An 18,171-nucleotide genomic window follows, 5' to 3' on the forward strand; every position below is an offset into this window, starting at 1 on the left:
GCCACCTAGTAAGCAAACACATAATTGAGATACACGCTATAGAGCCTTCGGTATTCTAGTTTCGCGCCCATGAAAGAATAATAGTTGGTGTTGATCGTAGGGATTTTAAAGCCTAGTTCAATGCCATGCTGAGCGGTATGATCGTTGCCTTTTTTCTTAGGCCTAGCGAGGTTCATTCTCAAGCCTAAGTCAAACAAAAATTGGAAGTTAGAAGTGCTGACATTAGCGTTATAAATGCCATTCATCATGGTCAAATTCACTTGTTGGGAATTAAGCCACGAAGTCCCGGCTAACGCAAAGCCACCAAAAAGCCCCACGGAAAGCTTGTTGTTCTTGCCTAAAAAGTTGGTGTTTTTATCGTTGATGAAGTTATAAAGCGCATCCATACCCACCCCATAAGTCCACACGTCAGAAGCCGAGTTGAAGAAGTTGGATTTGATATAAGCATGGTTGTAATCAAAGAAACCATAATACCTTAACCCCCAATTCCTTTTTTTACCAAAGAATTGTTTGTAACCCACTTGCACGCCGATCCCGTTCATCGCCCCGTTATTGTTTTGGTAGTCAATCACGCCGATGCGCCTAAAGGGGTTTTTGCCTAATTCTTGCGCGATGGTTTGGAATTGGTTGTATTTGCTGGTATCCAAAGAATAGGTGAGCAAACCTTCTGGGGAATTAGGGTTTTGAGCGGCATGCGTCATGTTTTGAAGAGATTTAGCGTTAGGCAAGTGAGAGATACCGCTATTGATTGCTGTAGAATCTTTATTCAGGGTGTTAAGGGCTTCTTTAAAATTCAAAATGGTTTGAGACAAAGCCTTATCCTGATTGACCTGGTTGCCATAATAAGCGGTGTGTTGCTCTAAGGAATTGAGAGTCTCTTTCACAAACGCGCAACCTGAACCCCAAGTGTTATTAGTGATCACGCCAGCCGATCCTGCTTTACATTCTTCTAAATCCCCTTGGATAGGCCCTTGAATGCTGTGGAAATTGTCCGCAACTTGCTTAGCTAAACCTAAAATCTCTGCTTGAGCTTCAGCCCTATTGAGCATTTCTTGAGCGAACTGCGTGTCTTTAGAAGTGTAGGGGTTGAAATTGTCTGGTTGCGTGATTTGGGTGTTTTCATTAGCGTTAAGCTGTTTGGTTTTTTCTAAAACGGCTTGAGCGTTTTTGATCATTTCGTTAATAGCGTTAAAAGAAGGGCCAAAAATATCCACTACATTCCCAGGCGTAGAACTCAACCCCCACGCTTTACCGCCATTGCTCGTTTGCACATGGGGGTTTTGAGTGGTAAGGACTTGCATGATAGTAGCGGCTTGTTGCAAAAGGTATTCAGCGTTATTGTGGTATGTCAATTGTATTGTAGGTGAGAATGCTGATCCGCCTGAATAAGAGGTTGGGATCTCTTTCCCATTCTCTGTATAATAATGCTCTATGATGTTGTTTTGTGTGGTGGTCTTATAATTGGTTTGTTGTATGTTGACTACCCCTGTTTTGGTGGTGTCATTCAAGGCAGGCATCCCACCCCCTTGACTTTGGTTTAAAGCGGTTTGGATGATCTGATAAGCTTGGTTGAGTTTTTGGTATTCGTCAATGGATAGGATGCCATTAGGGCCTGTCCCATACGCTTGATTGCAAGTGGTGGTGGTCCCATTAAGGGCTGGTGTGTTACCAAACGATTGGTAGCTTTGATTGTTGGTAGGGCCAGGGCCACAGCCAATAAAAAGGGCTATGACTTGCCACATGCCAACAGCCGCATTGAGCGCTAAAGCCACAGCTTGATAGGCGGGGGAAGTGGTGGTAGCGCTAGTGAGGTTGATCGCGCTTGAGCTTAGATTGTCAATCGCACCCGTGATAGCGCTAGGCGTGCTGGCTAGATTGACTAAGGAATTTAAGTAATTGTATTGGTTTAAAAGGTTGCTCAAATTATCGTATCTGTCCGCAAGATTTTGCAACGCTCCAGTGTTTTTCACTTTTTGAACCGCTTCACCGATTTGATAGCCCACGCTCATGTAAAATCCGTCATCTTCAGCTCTTGATAATGAGAGCATGAGAGAAAGAGAGAGCAAGAGAGATTTTTTGATTTTCATGTTTTTCTCCTTTTATTAGATTTTTCTTTGATACAAAGAAACTTCATATTATAAGCAATAAATGGAATTTTATGGCTAATTTTAGCTCTAAATTTTAGAGATTTTGTTTTTTTTTTTTTTGTAAATTGCGAAAAATAGGGGTTTTGGCCTAACTTTTAAGGCTTGAATCGCCCCTAAAAGAAAGGCTAGTTAGTCTTCTTTCAAGCTATAAGCGATAGGGATTTTTAGATGCACGGTTTCGTCTGGTTTAGGGAACAAATGCGCCGCGCTCTTAATGGCTTCTAAAGCCGCATGGTTTAAAATATCCGTCGTGTTGCTTTTGACGACTTTAATGTCTGTAACGCTCCCATCAGCATTGATCGTAAAGCTCACTAACACTTCGCCCTCAATGCCCCTAATTTGCGCCATTTTAGGGTAGCGGTTTTTAGAAGAAATAGCGGTTTGGATCTTCATTAAAAATTCGTTGCTTACCCCTGGGTTATAAGCTTGAGCTTCAGAAGTTGCACCCTCAGAGGTTTTGTTAGACTCTTCTTGCTTGTCTTTTTCTTTGACTACATCTTTAGTCGTTACTTGTTTAGGAGCGCTTTTTTCTTTAGCTTCCTCTTTAGCTTCTTCTTTTTTGGGTTCTTCTTTAGGCTCTTCTTTCTTAGGTTCTTCAACTTTAGGTTCAGGCTTAGGCTCGGGTTTTGGTTCAGGTTTGGGTTTTGGCTTTGGTTTAGGTTTTGGTTTTGGCTTGGGTTTGGGTTTGGGTTTAGGCTTTGTCTCTTTTTTGGGCTCTTCTTTTTTTGGCTTTTCTTTCTTGGGTTCTTCTTTAGGCTCTTCTTTGGGTTTAGCCGACTCAGCATTGGTCTTTGTATTGGAATTGGTGTTAATGCTGGCTAAACTCATGGTAACCTTAGTGGTCCCAGCTTGTGCTAAAGGCTCTGGGGCGTCTTCGTGCAGTAAAAAATAGCCAAACCCTATAGCGTATAGGGCAAAAGAAATTAAAAAGCTAACACTCGTTGAAACTTTACTGAGCTTGCGTGGAGATGGAGAAATTTTCATGATTATGCTCTTTTAAAATATCCATAATGCTGATAAAAGTTTCAAAACGAGAGCTTTTGTCGCTTTTTAAGTCTATAAGGGTTTTAGGGTCTGTTTGTTTGACTACAGCGCTCAAAGCTTCTAAATTCGTCGGTTTGTCATCTACGAAAATATTGTCATGCTCATCTACGGAGATGACCACCACTTTTTGATCGTTTGACTGCGTTTTTTCCGCATTTTTAGCGTTAGGGAGATTGACTTTAATCTTACCTTGCGCGATAAAAGTAGAAATACTCAACACAATCGCTAGCAAAACGAGCATAATATCAATGAAAGGGACAACATTCAGCCCATCGCCTCTTCTGATGCTTTTCATTTTTTCATGATCCTAAATTTTTCACTCAAAACATCGGACTTTCTCAACAAGCTATTATAAGCGATCAAAGTGGGAATCGCCACAGCAAGCCCTAGAGCGGTCGCTTTTAAAGCTAAAGACAAACCTACCATGATCGTTTTAGCGTCCATCCCGCCGCTCATGCCCATGTCATAGAAAATTACCATGATCCCTAAAACCGTCCCCAATAAGCCCACATAAGGCGCGTTAGAAAAAATCACATAGAGAATGGTTAGATTCTTGGTTAAATCCAAATTTAGGGCATCTATATCATCATAAGCTTTCAAATCGACTTTAGAATAAAAAATAACCCTTTCAATCACAAACCACAAAGCTAAAAAACTGGCCACGCCAAGCACCGCAAAAACAAATATGTCCACATAATCTTTCAACATTCCCACTGAAAAACCGCCCATAAAAACTCCTTGTCTATGATAAAACAATTCCCTTAAGATTAAAGCAACATGCGATACAGCCATACTAAAGAGCATGCGCTCTTTAAGAAGCATTCGTTCGCATAAATGCTCCAAAATGATAAAAGAATGTTAGTTTGTTGATTATATTGTTTTAATAATAACAAGTCAATGATAATTAAGATAGTAATTGTAATTAAATTCAAACGCTCTTATGGCCAACCATTTAAATCCAATCTGTATTATAATTGTTCATTTTAAATTAATTCAATCATACTAGCATGAGCGGCTTTTAATAAACTCATGCCAAAAAAGGATTTTTCTCAATGGATACACCCAATAAAGACGATTCAATCATCCGCTTTTCGGTTTCTTTGCAACAAAATTTATTAGACGAATTAGACAACCGCATCATTAAAAACGGCTATTCTTCTCGCTCAGAATTAGTGCGCGACATGATCAGAGAAAAATTAGTAGAAGACAATTGGGCAGAAGATAATCCTAATGATGGGAGTAAGATCGCCGTGCTTGTGGTGATTTATGATCACCATCAAAGGGAATTGAACCAGCGCATGATAGACATTCAGCATGCCAGCGGGACGCATGTTTTATGCAACACTCATATTCACATGGACGAGCATAATTGTTTGGAGACGATTATTTTACAAGGCAATTCGTTTGAAATCCAACGCTTGCAATTAGAAATCGGGGGGCTTAGGGGGGTTAAATTCGCTAAATTGACTAAGGCGTCTAGCTTTGAACACAATGAATAGCGTCTTAAAATACAAAGAATTAGCGCTCTATGGAGGGAGTTTTGATCCCTTACACAAGGCTCATTTAGCCATTATTGAGCAAACTTTAGAATTACTGCCATTCGCTCAGCTCATTGTCTTGCCCGCTTATCAAAACCCTTTCAAAAAGCCATGTTTTTTGGACGCAAAAACCCGTTTTAAGGAATTAGAAATAGCTTTAAAGGGAATGCCTAGGGTGCTATTGAGCGATTTTGAAATCAAGCAAGAAAGGGCTGTGCCTACGATAGGAAGCGTGCTTCATTTCCAAAAACTCTACCGCCCACAAACGCTTTATTTAGTCATAGGGGCGGATTGTTTGAGGCACCTTTCTTCTTGGACTAACGCTACAGAGCTTTTAAAAAGGGTGGAATTAGTGGTTTTTGAAAGGATTGGCTATGAAGAGATCCAGTTTAAGGGACACTATCACCCTTTAAAGGGCATTGACGCGCCGATTTCTTCTAGCGCGATTAGGGCCAGTTTGGGGGTTTAGGCGTGTTTTTTAATGTGGCGGTAGGCTTCTTGAATAATAGCGAAGCGTTTGGCATAAAGAGCTTTTTTTTCTTTCAGATCGCATAAATCAGGGTGGTAGGTTTTAGCCAATTCTAAATAGCGTTTTTTGACTTCGCTGAAATCTTCATGCTTGATAAACCCTAGCGTTTTATAGCATTCTTTTAATTTGCGTTCAGCCATAGTGGTGTAGCTGTCCTTGCCAAAGCCATTAGGATAGATGAAATCTAAGCATGCGTTATGGACGATCTTGTTTTCGTTGAGCGTTAAAATAAGTTCCCAAAAACGCTCTGAATCGCCCCTTATATGCAATTCATCTTGGGTTTCTAAAAACACATAGCCACTAAATTTTTGGCGTAAAAAGCGCTTAGCGATAGGGTGCTTGGTGATAAAAAGCGCGTATTCTGCCCTAAAGGTTAGAACTTTCACCTCTATTTTTTCTAAAAGCGTGTTTTGATTGATGATTTTGATGCGTATGGGCAAGCGGCTTTTTTGTAAAATCTCTTCTAAAGAATGCATGCTAATATCTTTCTCATGCGCGCATTCAAGGGCATGATAGACCCAATTGAGCAAGTAGTTTTTTTTAAAACATTCCGTGTCGTTTAAAATGAGTAGCGATGAAGAGAGCATGTGGCACTGGCTGAAATGTTTTTTAGCGTAGTGTAAAACTTTTTTCAATAAAGGGTGGTTGTTAGGGAGCGCGATTTGCGTGAATCTGGCTAACAATTCAATTTTGGCCATTACCCTTATTTTCTCCATGCGTTTTAGGTGGTTTTAAAAAATACTAGGCGTATTTTAGCATGCCAATGGTTAAAAAGGGTAGTTATGAATGGTTTTTGCGCTAGACTACAAGCCACATACTAATGATGAAAGATACAAAAATGAAAATAGCGGTATTACTCAGTGGGGGGGTGGATAGCTCTTATAGCGCTTATAGCTTAAAAGAGCAAGGGCATGAATTAGTGGGGATTTATTTAAAACTCCATGCGAGTGAAAAAAAGCATGATTTATACATTAAAAACGCTCAAAAAGCGTGCGAGTTTTTAGGTATTCCTTTAGAGGTGTTGGATTTTCAAAAGGATTTTAAAAGCGCGGTTTATGATGAATTTATCAGCGCGTATGAAGAAGGGCAAACCCCTAATCCATGCGCGTTGTGCAACCCTTTAATGAAATTTGGGCTAGCTTTAGATCACGCTTTAAAATTAGGGTGTGAAAAGATCGCTACCGGGCATTATGCGAGAGTCAAAGAAATTGACAAGGTAAGTTATATTCAAGAGGCTGTGGATAAAACTAAAGATCAGAGCTATTTTTTATACGCTTTAGAGCATGAAGTGATCGCTAAATTGGTGTTCCCTTTAGGGGATTTGTTAAAAAAGGATATTAAGCCTTTAGCCTTGAATGCGATGCCTTTTTTAGGCACTTTAGAGACTTATAAGGAATCTCAAGAAATCTGCTTTGTGGAAAAAAGCTACATTGACACTTTAAAAAAGCATGTTGAAGTGGAAAAAGAGGGCGTGGTGAAGAACCTACAAGGCGAAGTCATTGGCACGCATAAAGGCTATATGCAATACACGATTGGCAAACGCAAAGGCTTTAGTATTAAAGGCGCGTTAGAGCCGCATTTTGTGGTGGGGATTGACGCTAAAAAGAACGAGTTAATTGTGGGCAAAAAAGAAGATCTCGCCACGCATTCCCTTAAGGCTCAAAACAAATCTTTGATGAAAGATTTTAAAGATGGCGAATATTCTATCAAGGCTCGTTACAGGAGCGTGCCTGCTAAAGCGTTTGTGAGTTTGAAAGACGAGGTGATTGAAGTGGAATTTAAAGAGCCTTTTTACGGCGTGGCTAAAGGGCAAGCCTTAGTGGTTTATAAAGATGACATCTTGCTTGGTGGGGGCGTGATCGTTTAAGGCTTTTTGCGTTTATAGCCTAGTTGATCGCTTTTTTAAGCTCACTCTCGCTTAAAATTTTCAAAGCTAGGGAATCCATGCGGATCTAGGCGGATATTTTTAATAAAAGCCTTTTTATCGCTCAAATCACCGCTCAAATTGAAAGGCTTTGGCGTTTTGGCATGCTGTTTGGCTAAAAGGGCTAAAACTTGGGCGTTTAACGCCATGGTTTCATTCAAAAACGCCATTTGCTCACTCAATTCGCTTAGAAATTCTATATTCAAGGTTTTTAAAGTGTGCTCGTAATTGGCTAAGATTAGAGCATGCTTTTCTTTGTTGTTTTTAGCGTTTTTTAATTCCTTGTCTCGCTCTATAAGGGCGTTTTGGTAGCGTTGGCGCAATTGGTTAGCGCATGATTTGAGATTTTCTTTGTCGCATAAAAAGCGCGATTTTAAAGTTTCTAGGCGTTTTTCTAGAGGTAAAAAGGTTTTTAGGGCGTCTTCTTTAGCTTGGATTTGGCTTTGAAGCTTGTTTTTAAATTTTCTCAAACGCATGGCTTTATAGGCTTGAAAATCATGGTTCATAAGAGCGTTGTATTCTAGGGTTTTGTTATGGGATTGTTGATCCTGTATTTCATTTTCTAAAACCTGATCGCATAAGGCGTTTAAAGCGCTCATCAAATCCAGTTGCGAGAGCAAATGGGCGAGTTTAGGCTCTTTGAGTAAGAAAAGGGCGTTGTTTTGCTCTTGGACTTCTAAAGCGTTTGAAGCCTCTTCTAAATTCTTAACGTCGCTCAAATAAGGGCAATGCTCTTGCAAAAAAAGCGTTTGGGATTCTTTGATTAAGCGTTCTTGTTCCATGCTCTCTTTTAAGCGTTTTTCTAAAGCTTGTAATTTTTCTAATTCCAAAGCGCTTTGTTTCAATAACGCATCCGTGTCCATAAGGCGGATTTGGCTGGCGTTAAAAAAACGCCTCTGGCTAGTTAGGGTGCTGTTAGCCTTTTTGATTTCTTTAAGTTGATCTTGGTTGTTGGAAAGCACGCTTTGATAGATTCTTAAACTTTCATTGAGTTTATAAAGCATGTCTGAGAGCTGTTCGTTAGAGCGTGAGAGTTTGGCGTTTGTTTGAGAATCAAAAGTCATCATTATCTGTGCGTTTGAAAAGGTTAGAGAAAATAAGAAAAAGCAAAAAAATCTCATAAGGTTATCTTTATTACTATAGTTTCATCGTGTTATTTTATCTAAGTTTTGGCATGCACTAAAACACGCAAAATTATCGCTTTTAAGATAAAATAAGCGTTTTGATGCCATTTTTGGAGCGATCGTGGAATTGAGTTATTATGAAATTTTAGAAGTGGAAAAACACAGCAACCAAGAGACCATTAAAAAGTCTTACAGAAAGCTGGCTTTAAAATACCACCCAGACCGAAACGCCGGCGATAAAGAAGCCGAAGAAAAATTCAAGCTCATCAATGAAGCCTATGGGGTGTTAAGCGATGAAAAGAAACGGGCTTTATACGACAGGTATGGTAAAAAAGGCTTAAACCAAGCCGGCACGAGCCAAAACGATTTTTCTGATTTTTTTGAAGATTTAGGCTCGTTTTTTGAAGACGCTTTTGGGTTTGGCGCTAGGGGGAGCAAAAGGCAAAAAAGCTCTATCGCACCGGATTATTTGCAAACCATTGAATTGAGTTTTAAAGAGGCGGTTTTTGGCTGTAAAAAAACCATTAAAGTCCAATACCAGAGTGTTTGTGAAAGTTGCGATGGCACGGGCGCTAAAGATAAAGCCTTAGAGACTTGCAAGCAATGCAATGGGCAGGGGCAGGTGTTCATGCGTCAAGGTTTTATGAGTTTTGCGCAAACTTGTGGGGCGTGTCAAGGCAAGGGCAAGATCATTAAAACCCCATGCCAAGCGTGTAAGGGTAAAACCTACATTCTTAAAGATGAAGAAATTGACGCGATAATCCCTGAGGGCATTGATGATCAAAACCGCATGGTGCTTAAAAATAAGGGCAATGAATACGAGAAGGGGAAAAGAGGGGATTTGTATTTAGAAGCGCGAGTCAAAGAAGATGAGCATTTCAAGCGCGAAGGCTGTGATTTGTTCATTGAAGCGCCGGTGTTTTTCACCACTATTGCTTTAGGGCATACGATTAAAGTGCCGTCTTTAAGAGGAGGCGAATTGGAATTAAAAATCCCTAGAAACGCCAAAGACAGGCAAACTTTTGCGTTTAGAAACGAGGGCGTGAAACACCCTGAAAGCTCTTATAGGGGGAGTTTGATCGTGGTGTTGCAAGTGATTTACCCTAAAAGCTTGAATAAAGAGCAGCAAGGGTTATTGGAAAAATTGCATGCGAGTTTTGGCTATGAGGGCGAACCGCATAAAAGCGTTTTAGAAACCTGTATTTCTAAAATTAAAGACTGGTTTAAGTAAAAGGTTATTGGTGCGCGAGTTTCTAAAAGCCTTCAAAGACGCTTTCCCTCATACCATTTCTATCTTTTTAGGGTATTTGCTTATGGGAATGACTTTTGGAATGCTTTTAGTCCAGCATGGCTATGATTATAAAGTCGCTCTGTTCATGTCGTTATTCATTTATGCTGGGGCGGTGCAGTTTGTAGCGATCACGCTTTTAAGCGCGCAAGCGAGCTTGATGAATGTCGTTATTGTGAGCTTGTTAGTGAACGCGAGGCAGACTTGTTATGCGCTTTCTATGCTAGATAGATTTAAAAACACCCAATGGCGTTTGCCCTATTTAGCACATGCGCTCACGGATGAAACCTTTGCTTTATTGAATTTATACGCCCCTAAAGAGGGGGTTAGTGAAAAAGACTTTATTTTTAGCATTTCCTTACTCAACCACTCTTATTGGATTTTTGGCTCGTTAGTGGGTTCGTTAGTGGGTTCGCATTTTTCTTTTGACACTCAAGGCATGGAATTTGTGATGACAGCGATTTTTATCGTGCTGTTTATGGAGCAATACAAACGCACCACGAATCATAAAAACGCATGGCTTGGGATTATTATTGCGGTCGTTTGTTTAGCGCTCTTTGGGACTGAATACTTTTTGCTCATCGCTTTAGTTTTAATGGTGCTTGTTCTCATTGTTTTTAGAAAGCAGTTAGAATGTTAACGCATTCTATACTTATTCTTTTAGTTATTATAATAACGACTTACTTCACGCGCATTTGGCCTTTTATGGTGTTTAACGCTAAAAACCCGCCCAACGACTTTGTGCGTTATTTGGGTAGGGCTTTATCATGCTCAGTGATAGGCATGCTCGTGATCTATTGTTTTAAAGACATTCACATTTTAAAACCCCCTTATGGGATCAATGAGATCACCGCTTTTTTGTCCGTTATCCTTTTGCACCGCATTTTTAAGGTGTTTGTTTTAAGCATCACGATCCCTACCATTCTTTATATGGTTTTAGTCCAAAGCCATGCGTTAGAAAAGGCTTTTTTTAATTCTTAAAATGATATTTGATTGCTTTTAATTCCCGCATTCTTGATCACAAAATACGCCGTAGGGATAATAAAAAGCGTTAAAACAACGCTACTTATCATTCCCCCTAGCATGGGTGCGGCGATGGATTTCATGATCTCACTACCTGTGCCATGGCTATACATGATCGGAATGAGTGAAGCTAAAATGCTAAAAAAGGTCATCAGCTTGGGCCTTACCCTAAGCACCGCCCCATGCATGATAGCTTCTTTTAAGGCGGTAGTCGTTCGCTCTTTTAAAGGGGTTTTGATGAATTTTTGAAACGCGTCTTCTAAATAAATGATCATCACAATAGCCGTTTCGCTCGCCACCCCCAAAAGGGCTAAAAAGCCCACTAACGCCGCCACGCTCATGTTAAATCCCATGAGATTCATAAAAATCAACCCCCCCAAAAACGCAAAAGGCAGAGTGAAAAAGCATAGTAAGGAATTAGTGAAATTTTTTAAAGCAAAGACAATTAAAATAAAAATGATAAAAACGCTCACCGGCACGATGTATTGTAAGGTTTTAAACGCCTCTTCTAAATACTGGCTTTCGCCGCTAAATTCATAATAATACCCGCTAGGCAATTGGATTTTTTCTAGCGCTTTTATCGCTAGTTGTCTGTAAGTGTCAGAGCTGATACCATTTTGCGGCACAATATAAATAAAATTCACGTTCAAGCCCTTTTCGCTCTTTAGCACCGCCGGCGAGTTGTCGTAATACACATGGGCTAATTCCCTTAAGGGCATGTAATTGTAAGCGGTTTTGATGTAGAGGTTTTTTAATTTTTCAATGGTGTCTCTATCGGTGTCTTCTAAGCGTAAAGAAATAGGGTAGCTTTCTACGCCTTTAATCATGGTCGTGAGCGTGGATCCGCCCAGAGCGAATTTAATCGTGTCCAATACGGCGTTTTTGTTGATGCCATAACGAGCCAGATTTTCATCGTTCAAATCCAGCGTGATGTAGTAGCCGTTATTCGATCGCTCGGCAAAGACGGATAAACTCTCTTTTAGGGTTTTGAGCTGTTGCTCCATAAGGATCGCTAATTCTTGTAATTTATCCGTGTCATTACCATAGAGCTTGATGCCTAGGGGCGTTCTAATGCCGGTTAAGAGCATGTCCGTTCTGCCACGAATGGGGTAAGTCCATGAATTAGTCAAGCCTTTTAATTGCAGGGTTTTTTCCAATTTGTCCCTAACTTCTTTATAACTGAGCTTTTCTTTCCATTCGTTTTTTGGCTTTAATTCAATGTAGGTTTCTATCATTCCTAAACCGGCGGCATCGGTGCTGGTGTTAGCACGCCCCACTTTACCAAAAACCTGTTTGACAAAATCCAGTTGCTTGATAGCGGCATTGCTTTTTTTCAAATATTCTAAAGCGGTGTCAATGCCCACGCCATTAAGCGTTACTGGCATATACATGATTACCCCTTCATTGATTTGGGGGATAAATTCCCAGTTGAGTTTTTTATACGCTAGATACAAGCCCCCTAAACCTAAGATGCTCGCTATTAAAAAAGCGTATCTGAATTTAAGCACAACATTCAAACTCACGCCATAAATTTTCATGAAAAAAGCGTTAATGGGGTTTTTAGACTCTTCTAAAATCCGCCCTTTAATGAGCCATACCATTAAAATAGGGACTATCGTAATAGAAAGCATTGCTCCCACTAGCATGGCAAAGGTTTTGGTGTAAGCTAAAGGGGCAAAAAGCTTTTCTTCTTGGCCGGTGAGCGCAAAAATAGGCAAGAAAGAAACCACGATGATCATTAAAGCAAAAAATATCGCACCCCCCACATGCTTAACCCCTTGCATGATGGCATTAACCCTTTGGATATTGTCTTTCGTATCAATGCGCTGCAAATGCTTGTGAGCGTTCTCCACCATCACAATCGCCGCATCCACCATCGCCCCTATAGCGATCGCAATGCCCCCCAAACTCATGATACTCGCTTCAATATTGAAATAACGCATGAGCAAGAAACTGATGCACACGCTTAAAGGCAGAGTGATAATCACCACTAAAGCGCTCCTGAAATGCAGTAAAAAAATCGCAATAATGACTAGCACAATGACGCTTTCTTCTATGAGCGTGTGGATCAAATTGTCAATGCCTTTTTCAATCAATTCGCTCCTGTCATACACGCTGGTGATTTTCACATCAGGGTTACTCGCTTGTAAGGTAGCGATTTTTTCTTTAATGGCTTTAAGCACCTTATAAGTGTCAGCGTGATAGCGCACCATGACAATCCCGCCTACCACTTCCTTATCGCCGTTGAGATTGGCTGCTCCTCTGCGCGGTTTTGGCGTTAGCCTAACGCTGGCTATATCTTTGATTTTTAAAGGGATAGCCCCTTCTTTTTTAACCACAATTTCTTCTAAATCCTTCAAAGATTGGATATAACCATGCGATCTTATGATTTTTTCAAACCCGTTTTCTAAAATAACGCCCCCACCGGTATCGTTGTTGGAATTTTTAATCGCGTTAGCGACTTGCTCTAAACTCAAGTTATAGCGGATCAGAGAATCGTTTTGAAGCGTTACTTCATAATCTTTTACAAATCCCCCCACACTCGCAACCTCACTCACCCCATCAACCCCTAAAAGCGCGTAGCGGTAATAGAAATCTTGCAAGACTTTCAAATCGCTTAAATTCTTGCTATCGCTAGATAGAGCGTATTGATACGCCCAGCCAATAGAAGTGGAATCGCTCCCTATTTCCACTTTAGCGTCCTTAGGCAGATTATTCACTCGGTTTAGCTGCTCTAAAACCCTATCCCTAGCCCAATACAAATTGACGCCGTCTTTAAAAATGATGTAAATCAAGCCGCTTTCATAGCTAGAAATCCCCCTAACCGTGTCAATGTTAGCGATGCTCATGAAAGTAGAAACTAGTGGGTAAGTAACCTGCTCTTGCACGATTTTAGGGCTTTGATTGGGGTAAGTGATTTGCACGACCACTTGAGCGGGGCTTAAATCCGGCAAAGCGTCTAAACGAACGCTTTTTATCGCCCACAAAGAGGCTAAAAAAATGAGTAGAGTGAATAAAGTGGTAAGGAGTTTGTTTTTAACGCTTAAATCAATGATTTTTTCTATCATTCAATAATCCCCATTGTTTTGAGCGTCAGCGTCTAGCACGAATAAAGCGTTATTAGCGACTTCTTCGCCCGCTTCTAAACCCTCTAAAATTTCATAATTCCCATCGCTCAAGCGAACGGCTTTAATTTCTAACGGGCTTAAGCCAAAATCATCTTTTTTAAACACGATAGCTTTCCCCCCCTTAATCAAAACCGCTTCTTTAGGCAAAATCTTCATTTTTTGTGGTTTTTGAAAGATTTCTACTTGAGCGAACATGTTAGGGTAGTAAAGCTGTTTAAGATTAGGCACATTGAAGCGCGCTTCTAGCATTTTATCTTGCGCATTTATGATGGGGTTGATGTTTTCAAGCGCGATTTCTTGCTTGCCTTTAACCCCTTCTACGAACAAGATCGCTTGATGCGTGTTTTTTAAAAACTCTAAATCCTCTTGATTGACTTTAACAAGCGCCCACAATCGGCTTAAATCTATGATTTGAAACAACTCTTGCCCTTTTTTAATGAAACTCCCCTCATTGAGATTGGGGCTTTTTTTAAAAATAACGCCGTTGAAACGAGAGTAAATAGTGATTTCATTTTGGACTTTATGGCTACTGATGATTTTTTCAATGCTAAAGTTTTCTAGCCCTAGTAGTTTTAATTTTTCTTTAATCGCTCCCACTTGTTGGTTGAATTTCAATGACGATAACAATTCGCTTTGAACGCCCGCTAATTCAGGGGAATACACGCTCAATAACCTGTCGCCCTTTTTAATGGGGGTATAGGTTTTATTCGCATAAAGCTTTTCCACATAGCCATCAAAACGCAGGGTTTGAGAAAAAATCAGCGCTTCATTAGGCTCTAAAATCGCATAATAGCGCCGGCTTTGGGCGAATTCTTTTTCTATGACCTTAGTGGTGGAAATATTAAAACGGGTTTGGCTTTTAGCTTCTTTGGTTTCTTTAATTTCTTGAGTTTTTTGAGTGTTAGCGAATAAGGGGTTAAAAAATAAAATCAAGGCCAACAATAAAAGCCGTTTCATTCTAATCCTTTAAGGTTTTGTAAAGACAAATAAGCGCTATTTAGAGCGCTTAAGGTTTCAAGCTGGGTGATTTGGATAGTGATTTTGTCGTTAAAAGCGTTGTAATAAGCGTTGTAATCGCCATTAGATTTCAAGTCAAGCGCATAAATTTGCGCGATTTTTTCATTCTGCTTGATGATTTTATTGATCGATTCTAGGTTTTTTTGCAAGGTTTCTAATTTTTTAAGGAGTTTTAGGGCCAGGTGGCGCGTTTTGTTTTTGGTGTTTTCCACTTCGCTTTTAAACACCAAGCTTTCTTTTTTCTTTTGCTCCACTAATTTGGCTTGCTTGCCATAAAGGGGCAAAGGGATGGACAAGGCGACGCTAAACATGTCATAGTTATAGTATTGTTTGGAGCGGAAATAATACACCCCGGTAACATTCACGTCTTCTAAAAAGCTTTTTTTAGCCAAAGTGATGTCTTTTTGCGCTTTTTCTTCATCAAGCCTGGCGATCGCAATATCGTAATTAGTGGCGCTAATGTTATATAACTCTTGCTCCTTATTAAATTCAAAATTTTTAGGGGCAATACTTAAAAGCTCGTTTTCTTTAAAAGCCAATTCACCCATGGAATAATGGCTACTAGAGAGCGCTTCTTCTAAATTGTTTTTTTTGATTTCTAATTGCGATTTTAAAATTTCTAGCTTGGCGATCGCTATTAAATCGGGCGAACTGGAATGGTTGGCTTGATAAAGGGTGTTTTCTAAATTTTTAATCGCTGTGTTTAAAAGCTCTATTTCTTGTTGGTTTTTATAATTTTCAATGCCGCTTATCATTAAACTAATCGCTAATTGCTGCTTGGTTTTTTTAAGCTCTAATATCTTTTTTTGCTTTTCTAAATTAATCATTTTAGACTGCGTGAGTTTTTTACCATTTAAATCCACTTTTTGAGATAAACCCACGCTCATGTTTTGCATTAAGGTGCTATCCAGCCTGAAAAAATCGCTCACATTAGCGTTGTTATAGCCTAAATACAAAATAGGGTTATCCCACTTACTAACGGCTTTTTCTTGAGAACTTAAAGCGTCAATTTGCTCTTGTAAGGCTTGTATTTTTTGATTTTTAGAAAGGTATTTAGCCACAAAAGATTGGATCTCTAAATCTTTAGCAAAACCCAAACTAAAAAGCAGTAAAAAAGCACTTAAAAGGCGTATTGAAACGCCCCTTTTATAAAACGCACTTATAAAAGATAGCATGCTCTTATAAATCCAGGCTTGTTTTAGCGCGATAAACCTGGCCCTCTTTAGATTTAATATCCACCCTCACCTGCCATGTCCCGTTCATAGAAAGATTGGTTTTCGCTTCATAAAGGCCGTTTTTTTCACTCACTTGCGCCATTTCTTTCATCGCTGGCATGCCAGGCATTTCAGGCATCATAAACTGCACCCTAACGATAGCTTTTTCTAAAGCCTTACCTTTTAAAGTGGGGCTAAGCACAAAAGTGTTATCGCCTTTAATGGGGTTACCCACGGATTTGATTTTCACTTCCAAGTCATTGGCTTTTAGGGTTTGCTCCCATGCGTTCAAACTCATAACCCCCAACGCGCTTACTAAAAATAAAGCGGCTAACTTTTTCATCGTTTTGACCTTTACATTAATATAACAAGAAAATTCTTGTTGCGGACGAATGATAACCCTCTTTTGTGTAAAAATTGTGGAAATGGTTTTTAAAAAAAATGGGGTTTTAAGTAGAAGGTATAAGAGTTTATGCTATTTTTTTAAGGTTTTAAAATCAAATTTCAAAGGATTAGCATGCAATTTAGAATTGAACATGACACGATGGGCGAAATCAAAGTAAATGATAGCCAATACTGGGGGGCTCAAACGCAACGCAGTCTTGAAAACTTTAAAATCGGCACTGAAAAAATGCCTAAAGAACTCATTGGCGCGTTTGCCAAACTCAAAAGGAGTCTGGCGGTTGTCAACCACAAGTTAGGGAAATTAAGCTTGGAAAAATCGCAAGCCATTATCAAGGCGTGCGATTGCATTTTAAAAGGCGAGCTGTGCGGCGAATTTCCCCTAGCGATATGGCAAACAGGGAGCGGGACTCAAACGAATATGAATCTCAATGAAGTCATTGCCAATAAGGCTACCGAAATTTTAGGGGGCAATTTCAGGGAGAAAAAACTCATCCACCCTAACGATGATGTGAACATGTCTCAAAGCTCTAATGACACTTTCCCTACCGCAATGCATATTGTGAGCGTGCTAGAAATCACGCATAAACTGCTCCCTAGTTTAGAGAATCTGTTAAAAACCTTTAAAGACAAAAGCCAGCAATTTAAAGAGATTGTCAAAATCGGGCGCACGCATTTACAAGACGCTACGCCTTTAACTTTGGGGCAAGAATTTAGCGGGTATGCGAGCATGTTAGAGCATTCTAAACAACAAATTTTAGAGAGTTTGGAGCATCTAAGAGAATTAGCCATAGGCGGGACGGCCGTAGGCACAGGGCTAAACGCTCATAAAGAATTGAGTGAAAAAGTGGCTGAAGAATTGAGCCAGTTTAGCGGCGTGAAATTCATTTCTGCGCCCAATAAATTTCATGCGCTCACTAGCCATGACGCTATCGCTTATGCGCATGGGGCTTTTAAGGCTTTAGCGGCGAATTTAATGAAAATCGCTAACGATATTAGATGGCTTGCGAGCGGACCGCGCTGTGGTTTGGGCGAGCTTAATATCCCTGAAAACGAGCCGGGCAGTTCTATTATGCCCGGTAAAGTCAATCCCACGCAATGCGAAGCGATGACAATGGTGGCCGTGCAAGTGATGGGGAATGATACCGCTATTGGCATTGCGGCCAGTCAGGGTAATTTTGAATTGAATGTGTTCAAGCCGGTGATCATTTATAATTTCTTGCAAAGTTTAAGGCTCTTAAGCGATAGCATGGAAAGTTTCAATATCCATTGCGCGAGCGGTATTGAGCCTAACAAAGAAAAAATTGATTATTACTTGCACCATTCTTTAATGCTAGTAACCGCCCTAAACCCGCATGTAGGCTATGAAAACGCCGCTAAAATCGCTAAAAACGCCCACAAAAAAGGTATTTCTTTAAAAGAAAGCGCGCTGGAATTGAAACTCTTGAGCGCTGAAGACTTTGACAAATTCGTGGTGCCTGAAAAGATGATCGGACCTAAGGCTTGAAACCTTGGGCGGGCGTGCGAGATGAATCCTGAAAAAGCCACTCATTGCAAAGAGATTCGTAAGATCTTAAAAGAAGCGTTGCACGACAATAAAGATTTGAATCTTTATTTGGAATCTGGAAGCAAGCATGCCAAGCTAACTGATGGGGCGCATCATTTGACTATCCTCTCATCGCCAAGCGACAGAAAAAGCGTGAAAAACTTTGAAAAAGAATTAACAGAGTTTATTAAGAAGCTAAGAGAAAACAGGATAACGCATGGAACGTGTGAGTAGGAATTTTATACCG

Annotated in this window: 18 protein-coding genes; 8 read left to right on the forward strand and 10 right to left on the reverse strand. The window is 40.1% G+C overall.

Translation table 11 applies throughout. From position 1 onward, the window contains the following. Positions 1-5 precede the first annotated feature (5 nt). The 4 genes from hopM to exbB form a co-directional block, all read right to left on the reverse strand. Positions 6-2,087 (reverse strand): Hop family outer membrane protein HopM/HopN, encoded by a 2,082-nt coding sequence (gene hopM, locus G6069_RS01180; protein WP_231627792.1) that lies wholly within the window; start codon positions 2,085-2,087, stop codon positions 6-8. A 189-nt stretch (positions 2,088-2,276) separates the two neighbouring features. After that, the gene (locus tag G6069_RS01185) at positions 2,277-3,131 is read right to left on the reverse strand and encodes an energy transducer TonB family protein (protein ID WP_197293126.1); all 855 of its coding nucleotides are present in this window, start codon (positions 3,129-3,131) and stop codon (positions 2,277-2,279) included. Further along, positions 3,097-3,486: a TonB system transport protein ExbD gene (gene exbD, locus G6069_RS01190; RefSeq protein ID WP_000836345.1), complete on the reverse strand. Its 390-nt coding sequence runs from the start codon at positions 3,484-3,486 to the stop codon at positions 3,097-3,099. The genes G6069_RS01185 and exbD overlap by 35 nt, the downstream gene beginning before the upstream one ends. Further along, positions 3,483-3,920 carry a TonB-system energizer ExbB gene (gene exbB / locus G6069_RS01195; protein ID WP_000508568.1) on the reverse strand — a complete coding sequence of 146 codons (438 nt, stop codon included), beginning with the start codon at positions 3,918-3,920 and terminating at the stop codon, positions 3,483-3,485. Before exbB ends, exbD begins: the two co-directional genes overlap by 4 nt. A 323-nt stretch (positions 3,921-4,243) precedes the next feature. On the opposite strand from exbB, the gene nikR reads away from it, so the two are divergent. Both nikR and nadD read left to right on the forward strand, forming a co-directional pair. Further along, complete coding sequence (nikR, locus tag G6069_RS01200; RefSeq protein ID WP_197293127.1) at positions 4,244-4,690, forward strand: nickel-responsive transcriptional regulator NikR; 447 nt, start codon at positions 4,244-4,246, stop codon at positions 4,688-4,690. Continuing rightward, positions 4,683-5,198: a nicotinate (nicotinamide) nucleotide adenylyltransferase gene (gene nadD, locus G6069_RS01205; RefSeq protein ID WP_197293180.1), complete on the forward strand. Its 516-nt coding sequence runs from the start codon at positions 4,683-4,685 to the stop codon at positions 5,196-5,198. The genes nikR and nadD overlap by 8 nt, the downstream gene beginning before the upstream one ends. Here nadD and G6069_RS01210 read toward each other — a convergent pair. Next, positions 5,195-5,956: a J domain-containing protein gene (locus G6069_RS01210; protein ID WP_197293128.1), complete on the reverse strand. Its 762-nt coding sequence runs from the start codon at positions 5,954-5,956 to the stop codon at positions 5,195-5,197. The two genes, nadD and G6069_RS01210, sit on opposite strands and share 4 nt — an antisense overlap. 140 nt (positions 5,957-6,096) lie before the next feature. Between G6069_RS01210 and mnmA the strand changes: the two genes are divergently transcribed. Continuing rightward, positions 6,097-7,125: a tRNA 2-thiouridine(34) synthase MnmA gene (mnmA, locus tag G6069_RS01215; protein WP_197293129.1), complete on the forward strand. Its 1,029-nt coding sequence runs from the start codon at positions 6,097-6,099 to the stop codon at positions 7,123-7,125. A 41-nt stretch (positions 7,126-7,166) separates the two neighbouring features. Here the strand turns inward: mnmA and G6069_RS01220 are convergent, their stop codons facing one another. After that, positions 7,167-8,246 carry a hypothetical protein gene (locus G6069_RS01220; RefSeq protein WP_231627796.1) on the reverse strand — a complete coding sequence of 360 codons (1,080 nt, stop codon included), beginning with the start codon at positions 8,244-8,246 and terminating at the stop codon, positions 7,167-7,169. 181 nt (positions 8,247-8,427) lie between these two features. Here G6069_RS01220 and dnaJ point away from each other — a divergent pair, with 181 nt between their 5' ends. The 3 genes from dnaJ to G6069_RS01235 are packed head-to-tail and all read left to right on the forward strand — an operon-like array spanning position 8,428 to position 10,575. Further along, on the forward strand, positions 8,428-9,537 hold the full coding sequence (gene dnaJ, locus G6069_RS01225) for a molecular chaperone DnaJ (protein WP_197293131.1): 1,110 nt from the start codon (positions 8,428-8,430) through the stop codon (positions 9,535-9,537). Positions 9,538-9,547: 10 nt separating this feature from the next. Continuing rightward, on the forward strand, positions 9,548-10,234 hold the full coding sequence (azlC, locus tag G6069_RS01230) for an azaleucine resistance protein AzlC (protein WP_197293132.1): 687 nt from the start codon (positions 9,548-9,550) through the stop codon (positions 10,232-10,234). Further along, the gene (locus tag G6069_RS01235) at positions 10,228-10,575 is read left to right on the forward strand and encodes a branched-chain amino acid transport AzlD family protein (protein WP_120889688.1); all 348 of its coding nucleotides are present in this window, start codon (positions 10,228-10,230) and stop codon (positions 10,573-10,575) included. The genes azlC and G6069_RS01235 overlap by 7 nt, the downstream gene beginning before the upstream one ends. Here G6069_RS01235 and G6069_RS01240 read toward each other — a convergent pair. From G6069_RS01240 to crdA, 4 genes are read right to left on the reverse strand one after another with little or no spacing between them, the layout of a single operon-like run. After that, positions 10,572-13,685: an efflux RND transporter permease subunit gene (locus G6069_RS01240; RefSeq protein WP_197293133.1), complete on the reverse strand. Its 3,114-nt coding sequence runs from the start codon at positions 13,683-13,685 to the stop codon at positions 10,572-10,574. The two genes, G6069_RS01235 and G6069_RS01240, sit on opposite strands and share 4 nt — an antisense overlap. Continuing rightward, complete coding sequence (locus tag G6069_RS01245) at positions 13,686-14,702, reverse strand: efflux RND transporter periplasmic adaptor subunit (protein WP_197293134.1); 1,017 nt, start codon at positions 14,700-14,702, stop codon at positions 13,686-13,688. It lies immediately after the preceding gene. Next, a complete protein-coding gene (gene crdB / locus G6069_RS01250) occupies positions 14,699-15,937 on the reverse strand; it encodes a copper resistance outer membrane protein CrdB (protein ID WP_197293135.1) in 1,239 nt (412 codons plus the stop codon). Before crdB ends, G6069_RS01245 begins: the two co-directional genes overlap by 4 nt. A gap of 4 nt (positions 15,938-15,941) precedes the next feature. Then, positions 15,942-16,319: a copper resistance determinant CrdA gene (crdA, locus tag G6069_RS01255; RefSeq protein WP_000731610.1), complete on the reverse strand. Its 378-nt coding sequence runs from the start codon at positions 16,317-16,319 to the stop codon at positions 15,942-15,944. 174 nt (positions 16,320-16,493) lie between these two features. On the opposite strand from crdA, the gene fumC reads away from it, so the two are divergent. Both fumC and G6069_RS01265 read left to right on the forward strand, forming a co-directional pair. Further along, complete coding sequence (fumC, locus tag G6069_RS01260; RefSeq protein ID WP_197293136.1) at positions 16,494-17,885, forward strand: class II fumarate hydratase; 1,392 nt, start codon at positions 16,494-16,496, stop codon at positions 17,883-17,885. Between the two features lie 21 nt (positions 17,886-17,906). Next, the gene (locus G6069_RS01265) at positions 17,907-18,158 is read left to right on the forward strand and encodes a hypothetical protein (RefSeq protein WP_197293137.1); all 252 of its coding nucleotides are present in this window, start codon (positions 17,907-17,909) and stop codon (positions 18,156-18,158) included. Positions 18,159-18,171: the final 13 nt, after the last annotated feature.

Origin of the sequence: Helicobacter pylori, assembly GCF_017594925.1 — a bacterium.
GTDB lineage: Bacteria > Campylobacterota > Campylobacteria > Campylobacterales > Helicobacteraceae > Helicobacter > Helicobacter pylori_DP.